This window comes from Streptomyces sp. TRM49041 (assembly GCF_008271805.1).
Classification (GTDB): domain Bacteria; phylum Actinomycetota; class Actinomycetes; order Streptomycetales; family Streptomycetaceae; genus Streptomyces.
The window spans coordinates 30280-42969 of the sequence record NZ_VSRY01000094.1 but is presented as its reverse complement, the minus strand read 5'-3'; the positions used below and the strand labels follow the sequence as shown (position 1 = coordinate 42969).

General features: G+C 71.2%; 9 protein-coding genes and 2 pseudogenes. 9 read left to right on the top strand and 2 right to left on the bottom strand.

What is annotated here, in order from left to right; all coding sequences use genetic code 11:
- Positions 1-8: 8 nt before the first annotated feature.
- Positions 9-722 (top strand): DUF5819 family protein, encoded by a 714-nt coding sequence (locus FVS66_RS08955; RefSeq protein WP_149180482.1) that lies wholly within the window; start codon positions 9-11, stop codon positions 720-722.
- Positions 712-1776: an HTTM domain-containing protein gene (locus FVS66_RS08950; protein WP_149180481.1), complete on the top strand. Its 1065-nt coding sequence runs from the start codon at positions 712-714 to the stop codon at positions 1774-1776. The genes FVS66_RS08955 and FVS66_RS08950 overlap by 11 nt, the downstream gene beginning before the upstream one ends.
- A 152-nt stretch (positions 1777-1928) precedes the next feature.
- Here FVS66_RS08950 and FVS66_RS34880 read toward each other — a convergent pair whose 3' ends face one another.
- Positions 1929-2090 (bottom strand): hypothetical protein, encoded by a 162-nt coding sequence (locus tag FVS66_RS34880; protein WP_187645447.1) that lies wholly within the window; start codon positions 2088-2090, stop codon positions 1929-1931.
- A gap of 258 nt (positions 2091-2348) precedes the next feature.
- Between FVS66_RS34880 and FVS66_RS08945 the strand changes: the two genes are divergently transcribed.
- The 4 genes and pseudogenes from FVS66_RS08945 to FVS66_RS08930 all read left to right on the top strand — a co-directional run.
- Positions 2349-2687 (top strand): SCO4225 family membrane protein, encoded by a 339-nt coding sequence (locus tag FVS66_RS08945; RefSeq protein ID WP_149180480.1) that lies wholly within the window; start codon positions 2349-2351, stop codon positions 2685-2687.
- Positions 2688-2691: 4 nt separating this feature from the next.
- Positions 2692-2979, top strand: a complete 288-nt coding sequence (locus FVS66_RS08940) for an SDR family oxidoreductase (protein ID WP_262386885.1) — start codon at positions 2692-2694, stop codon at positions 2977-2979.
- Positions 2980-3262: 283 nt separating this feature from the next.
- On the top strand, positions 3263-4669 hold the full coding sequence (locus tag FVS66_RS08935; protein ID WP_149180478.1) for a hypothetical protein: 1407 nt from the start codon (positions 3263-3265) through the stop codon (positions 4667-4669).
- 259 nt (positions 4670-4928) lie between these two features.
- Positions 4929-5833: pseudogene (locus FVS66_RS08930) on the top strand (bifunctional metallophosphatase/5'-nucleotidase); the annotation flags it as partial.
- A 651-nt stretch (positions 5834-6484) separates the two neighbouring features.
- Here the strand turns inward: FVS66_RS08930 and FVS66_RS08925 are convergent.
- A pseudogene (locus FVS66_RS08925) lies at positions 6485-6727 on the bottom strand (radical SAM protein); the annotation flags it as partial.
- Positions 6728-6871: 144 nt separating this feature from the next.
- On the opposite strand from FVS66_RS08925, the gene FVS66_RS08920 reads away from it, so the two are divergent.
- From FVS66_RS08920 to FVS66_RS08910, 3 genes are all read left to right on the top strand, one after another.
- Entirely contained in the window at positions 6872-7315 is a 444-nt protein-coding gene (locus FVS66_RS08920) for an SRPBCC family protein (protein WP_149180477.1), read from the top strand.
- A 220-nt stretch (positions 7316-7535) separates the two neighbouring features.
- Entirely contained in the window at positions 7536-10118 is a 2583-nt protein-coding gene (locus FVS66_RS08915; protein ID WP_149180476.1) for an MFS transporter, read from the top strand.
- Between the two features lie 122 nt (positions 10119-10240).
- Positions 10241-12670 (top strand): SpoIIE family protein phosphatase, encoded by a 2430-nt coding sequence (locus FVS66_RS08910; RefSeq protein ID WP_149180504.1) that lies wholly within the window; start codon positions 10241-10243, stop codon positions 12668-12670.
- The last annotated feature ends 20 nt before the right edge of the window (positions 12671-12690 follow it).

Genomic DNA, 12690 nt, shown 5'->3' with positions numbered 1-12690 from the left:
AGGAAACGATGAGCAACGCCGACCACGAATGCTCGGAAAACGAAAAGCCGCCGGGAATCCTCGTCATCGCGCCCCCGCCAGAGACGGAGCCGGTGAGCGGCGGAGGAGCGTCACCTCCGTCCCTGTCGCTGCCGGCCGAGTTGACTGTGGCCTTCGCGACCGTCCTCTGTGTCCTGGCGGCCCTCACCCATGTCTGCCTGGTGTTCTTGTACGTCGCACCGTCCAACACAGTCTCGCAGCGGTACGGAAAGCAGATCGACGCCTGGATCTACCCCTACTTCGAGCAGAACTGGCAGCTTTTCGCCCCGAACCCGGAGTCGGTGCGCTGGCGGATCTCGGCCCGGTCGGCGGCGGTGGCTCCCGACGGATCGCGGCAGGTCGGTGAGTGGCTCGACCTGACAGCGGTCGACGCCGCCGCGGTTCGGCACACGCCCTTCCCCAGCCACACGGCACAGAACATGCTGCGCCGGGCGTGGGCCGTCTACGACCAGCAGTCCACGTCGGAACGGGGGCGGATGCTCCAGGAGTACCTGGCGAACATCGCCGCCGAGCGCCTCGCCGTCGCCGGCACCCAACCCCGCTTCGAAGCAGTCCAGTTGCGCGTGGTCAGGACGCCGATCGCACCTCCGGGGTCGTCAGCGCCGACCAACGTGTCCTCTGGCGGTGCGCTGTCCAGCGCCAGGTATCTCCCGTGGTGGCAGGTGGATTCCCATGACCGCTGACCAGGCTCCTGACCCCGTCACCAGGGTGTTCACCTTCCTCACCGAGTGTGCCGTCTCGCTCCACGCGGCAGCCGTTCTGCGGATCGGCTACGGGTTGCTGTATCTCGGCTTCCTGCTGCGCGAGTTCCCGCACCGGGACGAGATCTGGGGCCCCGGCTCACCATGGACCCCGGATCTTGCGCGCGAACTCCTGGGCCAGATGGGAGGGTTCAGCCTTCTCACTCTTTCGGACAGTGGCACCTGGTTCGAAGCCTGCTACGCGCTGACTCTCGTGGTGTCCGCACTGTTCGCGCTGGGATGGCACACCAGGGCGGTGTCCGTGCTGTTCGCCGTCATGGTGACCTCGTTCCACGGCCGCGCCGTCTTCATGACGGACGGCGGGGACAACCTCATCGTGCTGATGGCCCTCTATCTCACCCTCACGGCGTGCGGCCGCCGCTGGTCCCTCGACGCCCGTCGGGCACGGCTGCGTTGCGCGGCGACCGGGGCTGGGCCGACGCCCCGATGGCAGCAGCAGGCCGGACTGGTCCGCAGCCGACTGGCCACGCTCGTTCACAACTGCGGCATGTTCGTCATCGCGGCCCAAGTCTGCGTTCTCTACGGATCCGCCGGCCTCTACAAGGTGCAGGGCAGCCTCTGGCGCGACGGCACCGCGCTGCACTATGTCCTGCACCTCGACCTGTTCCGGCCCTGGCCCGCGCTCTCCCAACTGGCCGACGGTCACGCTCTTCTCCTCGCGATCACCGGCTACGTGACCGTGCTGGTTCAGGTGGCCTTCCCGTTCGCCCTGTTCAGCAGGCTCAAGTACGTCACCCTGGCTCTCCTGCTCGGCATGCACCTCGGGATCGCCGTCCTGCTGGGGCTGCCCGTCTTCTCCGGCGCCATGATCATCGCCGACGCCGTCTTCTTGCCGGACGACCTCCTCGTCCGCCTCACCCGCGCTGTCCGGGCCCCCTGGCGCCGTCCCCCTACCACCCCGGGCCCACTCGTTCCCCTGCCTGCCCAGCCCGCCCCTGACCCACTCGACACCCGAGCCGTCCAGAAAAAGAGCTGACGCGTCGTCAGCCCGCGCTAGCCTGCTAGGTCGCCGAAACTGTGCATGATCGAGTCAAGTTGTCACGGCAGTGGCGCGTGTGACGAACGCGCACCACCGGACATGGCTCGTCGGGCTGGGGCGAAGCCCCATTAGTACTACAGCCGGTGGTTTCACGGTGAGTGAGCGCGGGCTGCTCGGGTGCGGTAGTGGCTGGCGCGGGCTCGGGTTTGATGGCGGGTGCGCCAGCGGTGCCAGTGCATGACGAGCCAGGTCCGGGCGGTGCGGGCGGGGGCGAGGACGAGCCGGTCGTACAGGCGGCGGATCTCGTTCACGGTCGAGGGCTGGGTGTCGGCGGCTGGTGGGCTATGAGCCGGCTCCGGACGGCGACCAGGGGACGGCCAGTGTGGGGCCGGGTGACTTGACGAATGAGGAGCGGTCGACGGGTGCTGGGGCTGCCGGTGCGGCCCGGCGGCGGTTATGAGGATGGGCTACTACCCAGCCCCGTCTGAGTACCGGTACTCAGGCGGATCCGGCCAGCCGACCTACCATCCAGAGAAGACCGAACAGGCACCCATCTTCCGGGGAAGATCATGAACTCTCAACGGCTGCACTCAATAGCACGACTGACCTTCGGAAACCGCGCCTCGCAGATCTATCTCGCGCTGGCCGCCGCCGCAGCCGTCCTCTGGTTGCTGCTCGGCGTGGCTGAGCCGACTGACCCGTTCGCCGGGTTCTGGATGTTCGTCGTCACCTTGCCGACGAGCTTGGCCCTCGCCGGGGCCGGAAGCCTCTTCTTCGACGCCATGCCGTCTTGGTTCCTCTACACCTCCGTGGTGGCTTCCGTACTCATCCAGTCCCTGTGCTTGGGCGCCCTCGTCTCACGCATTCGGACGGGCCAGCGGTCCCCGGCACAGCCCTGGGAAAAGTGACAGTGTGCGGGCGCTGTGCAGACGGCACCTGGCGATGGAACTCGCTCCGCATGGCATCCGTGCCAATGCCGTCGCCCCCGCCGTCGTGCGTACTTCGATCTACGAGGAGTTCATTCCCAAGGCGGACCTCGACTCCGCGCTCGACGGCTTCAACGACTTCCACCCGATCGGCCGGACCGGCACCCCCGAGGACATCGCGGCCACCGTCGCCTTCCTGCTGTCGGGCCAGACCGACTGGGTCACCGGCGCCGTCTGGGACGTCGACGGCGGCGTCATGGCCGGCCGCAACTGACCCTTGCCGTAGTCACCCGCGTTGTACCGGCCGAGAAACCGCAAGGCCGGTCCCCATCGCGGCCTGCACCGTGCGCTCGCCGTAGGTGTGGCGTCACCACGCAGGATGATGACGCCACACCTGCTGCGCAGTACACCGTCCACAGCACCGGCGCTGAAATGCACGGACTCACCCCAGCTCGCCTCGGGCTGCAGCCTCTGTCCAAGAGAACCGGCTGACTCAACGCGCAGGTTGGACAGTACGAACTGCTGACTCCCCGGCGGAGCTCTGGGATCATCGGTGGATGGCCAACAGCAGGGAGCGCTCGGGACTTCGGCAGCTGCTGGACGGCGTTGTCTCGCGCCACCTCAGTGGAAACACGCACGCCACACTCAACGCAGCGTTCGCGGAGCTGGCCATGCCGGAGGTCCCCAAGGAAGAGGGATCGCTGCGCGTACGGATCGAGCGCAGCTACGCCCAGGTTTCCGACAACGACCTCCCCCAAGTCGCGCAGCGCATCCTGGCCCGAGGAAACCTCACCGCCGCGACCCGCAACGGGATACAGGATCTGCTCTGGGCGGAGTCTTCACCTCCGGAGATACCCAAGAGGGTCCGGCGTGAACTCGCCCGGGCCCTGGACCTTGCGGACCTGGCACGCCACGAAGCCCGGTTCATGGCGCTGCTGGAGCGTTTCTGGGTACTCGACCGCGAAGAATCCCTCGCTGACCTGCTACTTCCCAGCGCCAATCGCCTGCCGGGGCTGAGAGAGCACATCGAGCAACACGTCTTCCGTAACCCGGAGGACTGGTCGGCAGAGGACCTCTTCGAACACCTGGGGGCCTTCGAGGCCGGCGACGCGCGGTTCGCCCGCTTCCTCGAAACGGCCGCCTCTGCCGACGTGCTCCTCGATGAGCCCGCCCAGCGTCACCTCGTGGCCCAGATCAACGAGCAGATCCGCAGCGCGGGAATCGAGCTGCGTGAGACCGGGACCGACGGAGGCTACCCGCGCTTCACCATGGTCTCCACCCGGCTCGCCGACAACCGCCGGCCGAAGAACGTCATCTTCGCCTCGCTCACCAAGCCGGACATCCGCTTCCTCTCCGCAGTGGACAACGACATTGAGATCGTCGGCGACCCCGGCAACGTCCTCGTCTACGACCGCGAGATCACAGGCGACGGCATCCGCTGGCGAGACCTTCAAACCTGGTGGCAGGACACCCAAGAGATCGCCGACGAAGCCGAAGCCAAGAAGACCCTCTACCACCGGCTCCGCCGCAGCCTGCCCGGCAACTCCCCCGGGCAGCGCAACCTCTTCGAGCTCTATCACCACATCCTCGGTCCCGCCGTCTATGACCTCCCGGCACTCCTACCCGAGGTGTGGCTTCACTGGGACCACAAGACAGTCCGCGAGCGGGGCCCTGAAGCGCTCTTGCGCTCCCGCATGGACTTCCTGCTCTTGCTGCCCCACGGCCAGCGGGTCGTTCTTGAGGTCGACGGATCCCAGCACTACACCCGAGACGACGGCCAGGTACCCGACAGCCACAAGTACGCGGAGCTAGTGGCCGGCGACCGTGACCTCAAGCTCAGAGGCTACGAGGTCTTCCGGTTCGGCCACGACGAACTCAGGCATGCGGAAGACGCCAGGACCCTCCTACAGCAGTTCCTGCCGGCCCTGTTCCAACGCTTCGAAGTGAACAGCCACGCCAGCTGACACCGGAGGGGCCGCAACACGTCCCGGCTGAGCACGGGTGCCCCCTCTGGCGGCCCCAGGCATGCAGGCTGAACTCGTACGACCGCCCCCGGACACAGGGAACCGGCGTCCGGGTTCGACGTTCTTCGGTTCCGGGATTCCGAGAACCCGCGTGCTTTTGGTAGCAACGCCCTCAAGCAGGAGGCCCGCGCGCTCGCGGCGGCCGAGGGGGATTGCCAATACCGCGGCGCTTCGGCGGCTCACCGCCGCGACCGTCGAGATCAGCAAGGTGCACGCGGACCGCCCGTGCCCGCCTGACTTCTTTGAGGGCACCGGCTACCACCTGGGCAAAGGACAGCTCGAGCGCGAGACGCTGACGAGCCTGTACGACGTGCTGGCGCCCGGCAACCACGGCTGGCCCCACTACTTCGAGACGGACCTGCACCCGATGACCGTTTGCGCGAACGCGGTCGCCGAAGCCGACGGCAAGCCGCTGTTCAACCGGATGCGCATCGTGCGCATCCGGGGCCGACGGGTTGCCGTCACCGCCGTCCTGGGCCCGCAGGCGTTCAACGCCATCCCCGCCCACCAGCGGACCGGACACCAGGTCACCGAGCCCGCCGCCGCCCTGCGGCAGCTGATGCTGGAGCACCACCACCACGTCGATGCCTGGATCGTGCTGTCGCACTCCGGGTTCACCGAGGACCTGAAACTGGCCGCCGCGAGCCCGTTCACGGACGTCATCTTCGCCGGGCACTGCCACAGCGACACGTACGAGCCCATCAACGTCGGCGACACACTCGTCCTCAAAGGCACCGAGCTCGGCGCCGGATACGCGCTCGCCGAGGCCGTCCCCGGTGGTTGGGCCGCCGCCCGCACCACCCACTTCCCCCAGACCGACCACGTCCCGGACGATCTCGCCGCCCTGCACCAGGAGATCGGCTTTACCGGGCGGATGCTCACCGCGCTCCTCGGCACCGTCAACGAGCCCTACCGGAACGCCGAACTCGACCGCGGGCACCTCCTCGCCGAGATCACCGCCCGGCTCCACACCGGGCTGGGGCCGACGCCGTCCTGATCAACGAGACCGCCCTGCGGCCCGTCCAGCTCGGCGACCACCTCACCCTCGCCGACCTGCTGGCCATCGAGCCCTTCGACAACCAGCTCGTCCACGCCTTCCTACCCGCCCATGTTGCCGCGGTCGACGCCGACCCGCAGCAGGACTGGGCATTCGAATGCTGAAATGCCTGCATGTACGGGGACTCAGCCCGGCTCATAAGCATTGTCTTCCCAACATGAGCTCACCTCCCGGGGTCGGCAAGACCATGCTGTCCGTCGCGCTCGGGCGGGTGGCCCTGCCCATGCCTGCCCGTCCTCCCGGCGGCGCACCAAGGCCGCCTGCGTAGACACACCGAGGTCGCCAGCGCTGTGACGATCACCCGGCTCTACCTCGGAGACGATGGGCGACGTAGCGTTCGGCTCGTTGGGCGGTCCGACGACGGCCGGATCACAGGCTTCATTCGGCCAGCGCATCGCATGCAGAGGCGTCCTGGGCGACTGACGTGTTCCTGAAGTGTGGCTGCTGCTGGTGCGTCGGTTATAGGCGCTTCGCTGCGCGGTCGCGCAGCAGCCACTGACTCGCGTCGGCGGCGCCTGAGCGCGCGGCCGGTCCATGCAGCAGCACGGCGTAAGCCGTCCTCTCCGCCTTGCTGGGGGCGGCATACTGGCCTGGCGCCTCCGGGGTCGGGAATGACCTCGTCATGCCTTTCCAGGCCTTGTCCGCGTTCGGAGTGCTGAGCATCGGCCCTCCCGGGCTCAATAGGGTCAGGCGGTGAAGTACACGCAGGCGTGGGTGCAGCCGCGGTACGGGTTGACCGTCCACTCGAACGGCATGCGGGACGCGCCGGGCACCCGGTTGAGGATCGTGCGGGCCCGGACCTCGTGGAAGGTGATGCCCCGGAACTCGGGCGTGTCGAACGTCCGGGTGGTCACCGCGTCCGTCCCGAACAGCGCCGCGGTCGTGCCCGTGGCCGGGTCGGCGGCACCGTCGGGGCGGTCCCCCAGGTTGTCCCAGCGCATGGCGGCCTCCTCGGTCGTACGGGCGTACTCGAACTTAGAATAGAACAATTGTTCCCATGATCGCCTCGGCCCGGATTTGGGCCCGACCGCCGCAGGTGGTTGGCTGGTGCCCCCTTTGACGAACGACTGCTGGAGGACAAGGCGATGGCGCAGGTCGAGGCCACGACGGAGCGGGTCATCGCGGCGGACGCGGAGACGGTGTTCGACGCGCTCGCCGACTACAAGGACACCCGCGCGAAGCTCCTGCCCGAGCACTTCAGCGCCTACGAGGTGCGTCAGGGCGGCGACGGCGAGGGCACCCTCGTCCACTGGAAGCTCCAGGCCACGAGCAAGCGCATCCGCGACTGCCTGCTCGAGGTCACCGAGCCCAGCGACGGGCAGCTCGTCGAGAAGGACCGCAACTCCTCCATGGTCACCACCTGGACCGTGACCCCCGCCGGCGAGGGCCGCTCCAAGGCCGTCGTCACCACCGTCTGGAACGGCGCGGGCGGCATCGGCGGCTTCTTCGAGCGCGCCTTCGCCCCCAAGGGCCTCGCCCGGATCTACGACGCGGTGCTCGCCAACCTGGCTGCCGAAGTGGAGAAGTAGCACTCAAGGGTTGCCCGGCCCGTCACCGGTTCGAGTGGATTTCCCCGGGCCCCCTGGCGTGCGTGAGACGCCGGGGGCCCGGGAATGCCGTGGCAGCGCCCCCTCTGTGCCCCTCTGCCCACTCCCTCGCCCTGCGATACCCAACTTGATCACGGTCCGCGCGTGATGCCGACAATGGCGCCGCGCACGCGAGCGCGGCGAGACGAGGGGAGCGGGTTTCGTGGGTGGGACGACGCTGGCGAAGGACGAACAGCCCGTACGGGCGGCACCGGACGGCACCGCACCGCCGTCCCCCGGCGGAGGATCCCCGCCCCGCCCCGAACCCACCGGAGCCGCGCCCTGCCCGGCCCCGCGCCGCGCGGGGCTCGTCCTGCCCGGGCTCGTCGTCGCCGTGCTCCTCGCCGCGCTCCAGCAGCTCGGCGTCGCCACCGTGCTCCCGGCCATCGCCGCCGACCTGCCCGGCGGCGCGGACCGCGCCTCCTGGGCCGTCACCGCCTATCTGCTCACCGCGACCGCGTCCCTGCCCCTGCACGGCAAGCTGGGCGACCTCTACGGCCGCAAGAGCATGTTCCAGTTCGCCCTCGTGCTCTTCGTCGCCGGCTCAGCGCTGGCCGGCTGGGCCCGCACCCTCGACGAGCTGGTCGCCTTCCGCGCCGTCCAGGGCCTCGGCGCCGGAGGCGTCCTGACCGGGGTCCAGGTCATCGCGGCGGACCTCGTCCCGGCCCGGCGCCGAGGCCGCCACCTCGGACTGCTCGGCGCGGCCTTCGCGGTCGCCACCGTCGCCGGCCCGCTGCTCGGCGGGTACGTCACCGAACTCGCCTCCTGGCGCTGGACGTTCCACCTCGCCGTGCCGGGCGGTCTGGTCGCCCTCGCCGTCGTCGGCGCCGCCCTCAAGCCCCCCGCCGCACCGGCACGCGGCCGCGGCTCCGCCGCCGGACCGCGCAGGGCCCGCCCCGATGTGCTCGGCGCGCTGCTCCTCACCACCGCGACCACCTGCCTCATCCTCCTCGTCACCTGGGGCGGCACCCAGCACGCCTGGACCTCCCGCGTCACCCTCGGCCTCGCCTGTGCGGCCACGGGCTGCGCCCTGCTGTACCTCGTCGTCGCCTACTGGGCACCCGAGCCCGTCATCCCCCTGCGGTTCTTCCGCGACCCGGTGTTCCTCGTCTCCGGCCTCGTCGGCGCCGTCGTCGGCGTCGCCCTCCTCGGTGTCGCCGTCTGCCTCCCGGCCCTCCTCCAGCAGCAGTACGGCACGGCCGGCGTCCTCCGCACGGGGCTTCTGATCCTGCCGCTCCTCGGCTCGCTCACCGCCGCCTCGCTCCTCTCCGGACACCTCGTCAGCCGCACCGGCCACTACGGCGTGTACGCCGTCGTCGGTGTTGCCGTTGCCGTTGCCGTCGCCGTCGCCGCCGCCGTCGGCAGGTGGCCGCTCTCCCAGCTCGACGTCGGCACACCGCGCCTCGACCACAGCGTGTGGCAGACCGTCCTCGGCACCGGTATCGGCCTCGTCCTGCCCGTCCTCGTGCTCGCCGTGCAGAACGCCGCACCCGCCGCCGACCTCGGCGCCGCCACCGGCGCCCACACCCTCTTCCGGCAGATCGGCGCCTGCGCGGGCGTCACCCTCCTCGGCACCCGCTTCGCGGAGCCGCACGCCCTGCCCCCCGCCCTGCGGGACGGACACGTCCAGGTGTACGCCGACACCGCGCCCCGGATCCTGCTCCACCTGGTGCCGGTGCTCGCCCTGGGTCTGCTGGTCGCTTTCTTCCTCAAGGAGAAACCGCTGGTGTCCGACCTCGACCCCGGTGCCGAACCGCACCCCGCCGCCGGCTCCGTCCCCGCGGCGCGCAGCCCGGAGCCCGTACCGCCCCCCGGCTCCGTCCCCGCCCCCACGCTGGTCGCCCCCGTCCCCGCGGCCGTCAACCCGCCGGCACCGGACACGCCCGGCTCACCGACCCCGCCGCCCCCGCCGCCCGAGGCCGCGTACGGGCCCGCCTCCGTGCCCGCCGGGCCAGGGGCGCCCCTCTGCGGCACCGTCCGCCGCCACGACGGCTCCGGCGTGGCCGGCGCCGCCCTCACCCTCATCGACGGGCACGGCCGCCAGACCGGCCGCGGCGCGAGCGGCACCGACGGACGGTACGCGCTCAGCACCCCCGCCCCCGGCACATACGTGATGATCGCGTCCGCCGCCGGGCACCAGCCGCAGGCCGTCACCCTCACCGTCGGCGACCGCCCCGACCGCCCCGACCGCCCCGACCGCCCCGACCGCCCCGACGAACACGACATCGTCCTCGGCGGCGCCGGCCGGCTCTCCGGCACCGTCGCCTCCGCCGACGGAACACCCGTGTACGACGCCACCGTCACCCTCACCGACGTACGCGGCGACGTCGTCGCCACCACCCGCACGGGCGGCGACGGCGGCTACCTCCTCACGGGTCTGGTCGCCGGCGAGTACACCCTGGCGGCCGGCGCGCCGGGCCTGCGCCCCACCGCCCTGCCGGTGAGCGTGCACACCGCCCGCGAGACCCGACAGAACATCGAGCTCGCGGGCGGCGTCGTCCTGCGCGGCACCGTCCGCGCCCCCGGTGGCCGTCCTGTCGAAGAGGCGCGCGTGACTCTCCTCGACGCGGCGGGCAACGTCGTCGACACCCTCACCACCGGCCCCGACGGCATCTTCCGCTTCATCGACCTCTCGTCCGGCGCCTACACGGTCATCGCCTCCGGCTACCCGCCGGTCGCCACCGCCCTGCAGGTGGCGGGCGGCAACCGTACCGAACGCGATGTCCGACTCGGCCACGGTGACTGATCAGCGATCAGTTCCGTAAAACCGCACGAAGTATTCGGCCGATGCCCGGCGCACAACCGGCGTACGCCCGTACCGTGGTGACGGAGCCGCAGATCGTCGCGGCGGGGAAGGAGCAGCCGGCCATGGACAGTGGCGCGCCTCAGGCGGTGCCGGAGCGGTTCCCCGAGGAGGGCCGCATCCCACTCGCCGTGGTCGTCGTCGACCGCGAGGGACGGGTCTCGCACTGGTCGACCGGCGCCAGGAGACTCTTCGGCCCCGGGCGCGAGGAGGCCGTGGGCCGGTCCGCCGTCGACCTCCTGCCCATCTCGGGCGCGCTCCGCGACGACGGCGCGTACGAGGCCGAGGCCGGGCCCGGCCCCGACTGTCCCGAACCGGACGGCACCCCGCCGGAGCCGTACCCCTCGGCCGGCCGCGCCCGCCTCACCGGACCGGGCCAGGAGCGGACCGACGTCCTGTGGTGGGCCTATCCGCTGGCCGGTCCCGGCCCGCAACGGCTCCTCGTCCTGGCCGCCGACGCGGCCCGCTACCAAGGTGACACCGCCGCCGACCGCCGCGACCCCGAGCGGGTCGCGCCCGGCTTCGCCCTCCACACCGAGTTCGAGGGCGCCGACGACCTGGCGCGGCGGCTTCCCGAGATCCTCCCCAGCATGAGCGTCCACGAGGCCACCCGGATCGTCACGCAGATCCTGGAACTCGGCTATCCCGTACTCGAGTTCAGCCGCCGCGCCCGCATCCCCGTCACGCCCGACTGGGGCGTGCCGCGGCGCCGCCGCGCCGATCGCGGGGCCCGCCCGCACACCGCCGGACCGGCCGCGACGGCCGCGCAGGCACCGGCGCGGCACGAGGAGGCGCAGGACCTCGAGTACGCCGCGGTGCGCGAGCGGCTGGAGTTCCTCAACGAGGTCAGCGGACGCATCGGCTCGTCCCTCGACCTCGCCCGTACGATCCAGGAGGTCAGCGCCGCCGTCGTCCCCCGTTTCACGGACGTGGCCGGCACCTACCTCCGCGAACAGGTCGTCGCCGGGGAGGGCTTCCCGGACGGCCCGCCCGACGCCACCACGCTGTGGCACCGCGTCGCCGTCGAGCACGTCGACGCACCCGGCCGCTGGGACGACGTGATCCCGGTCGGCGAGGCCATGCCGTTCCCCGTGCACACGCCGTTCTTCCAGTGCATGACGAGTGGCGAGCCCGTCCTCGTGCCCCGGATCAGCGAGCAGGCGGGCACCGCCATCGCCGCCCAGTTCGAGAAGCGGGACATCCGGCCCCTCATCAACGGCCGCTCCATGCTGGTCGTCCCGCTCAAGGCGCGGAACGTCGTCCTCGGGTTCATGATCCTGCTGCGTCATCCGGCCCGGGCGCCGTTCGACGACATGGACCGCGTCACCGGCGCCGAACTCGCCGCACGCGCCGGGCTCGTCCTCGACAACGCCCGCATGTACACGTACCAGGAGAACGTCGCCGAGACCCTCCAGGACTCGATGCTCCCGCAGGTCCCCGCCCGCCTGCCCGGCTGCGACACCGCCACCCGCTACCTGCCCGGCACCCTCCTCGGCCGGGTCGGCGGCGACTGGTTCGACACCATCAAACTGCCTGGCTCCCGCACCGCCCTCGTCGTCGGCGACGTCATGGGCCACGGCATCAACTCGGCCGCCATGATGGGCCAGCTGCGGACCGCCGTACAGACCATGGCCGCGCTGGACGTGCCGCCCGCGCAGCTCCTGCGGAACCTCGACGACCTGGCCCAGCGGCTCGGCGAGCACTACCTCGCGACCTGTCTGTACGCCGTGTACGACCCGGTCGGCGGCGAACTGGCCCTCGCCAACGCCGGGCACGTACCGCCCGTGCTCGTCCGTGCCCGCGACGGCCGCAGCGAACTCCTCGACCTGCCGTCCGGCGCTCCCATAGGCGTCGGCGGCGTCCCCTTCGAGAGCGTCCGCGTACCCGTGGCCCCCGGCGACCGGCTCGTCATGTGCACCGACGGCCTCGTCGAGATGCGCGGCCAGGACATCGGCGTCGGCCTCGCCACGCTCTGCGAGTCCGCCGCCCACCCGGCCGCCTCCATGGACGACGCCTGCGACACCATCATCCGCGCCCTCGGCAGCCGTGGCGGCCGCCGGGACGACGTGGCGCTGCTCATGGCCCGGCTGAACGGCATCGCCGCCGAAGACGTCGCCCGGCGGCGCCTCGACCCGGAGCCGCTCGCCGCCCGCCGGGCCCGCGCCTTCGCCCGGGCGCGGCTGTCCGAATGGGGCCTCGGCGCCCTCGCCGACACCGTCGAGCTCCTGATCAGCGAGGTCGTCACCAACGCCGTACGGCACGCCGGGGCGGGGCAGCCGATCGAGGTACGGCTGGTGCGGACGGACGCCCTGCTGTGCGAGGTCGCGGACGGCGGCCACACCCTGCCCACGCTGCGCGCCGCGGGCCCCGACGACGAGGCCGGGCGCGGACTGCGCGTCGTCGGCGCCCTCGCCCGTGCGTGGGGCGCGAGCCGCTCCGCCGACGGTACATCCGTGTGGTTCGAGGTGCCGCTGCCGAGGAAGACCAGAAGCTGACGTTCTTTCGGTACCGCGTG

What these genes read in the sequence shown, in the direction of transcription:
- FVS66_RS08955 (WP_149180482.1), top strand. Translation starts at nt 9, where the DNA reads ATGAGCAACGCCGACCACGAATGCTCGGAAAACGAAAAGCCGCCGGGA.
- FVS66_RS08950 (WP_149180481.1), top strand. Translation starts at nt 712, where the DNA reads ATGACCGCTGACCAGGCTCCTGACCCCGTCACCAGGGTGTTCACCTTC.
- FVS66_RS08945 (WP_149180480.1), top strand. Translation starts at nt 2,349, where the DNA reads ATGAACTCTCAACGGCTGCACTCAATAGCACGACTGACCTTCGGAAAC.
- FVS66_RS08935 (WP_149180478.1), top strand. Translation starts at nt 3,263, where the DNA reads ATGGCCAACAGCAGGGAGCGCTCGGGACTTCGGCAGCTGCTGGACGGC.
- FVS66_RS08920 (WP_149180477.1), top strand. Translation starts at nt 6,872, where the DNA reads ATGGCGCAGGTCGAGGCCACGACGGAGCGGGTCATCGCGGCGGACGCG.
- FVS66_RS08910 (WP_149180504.1), top strand. Translation starts at nt 10,241, where the DNA reads ATGGACAGTGGCGCGCCTCAGGCGGTGCCGGAGCGGTTCCCCGAGGAG.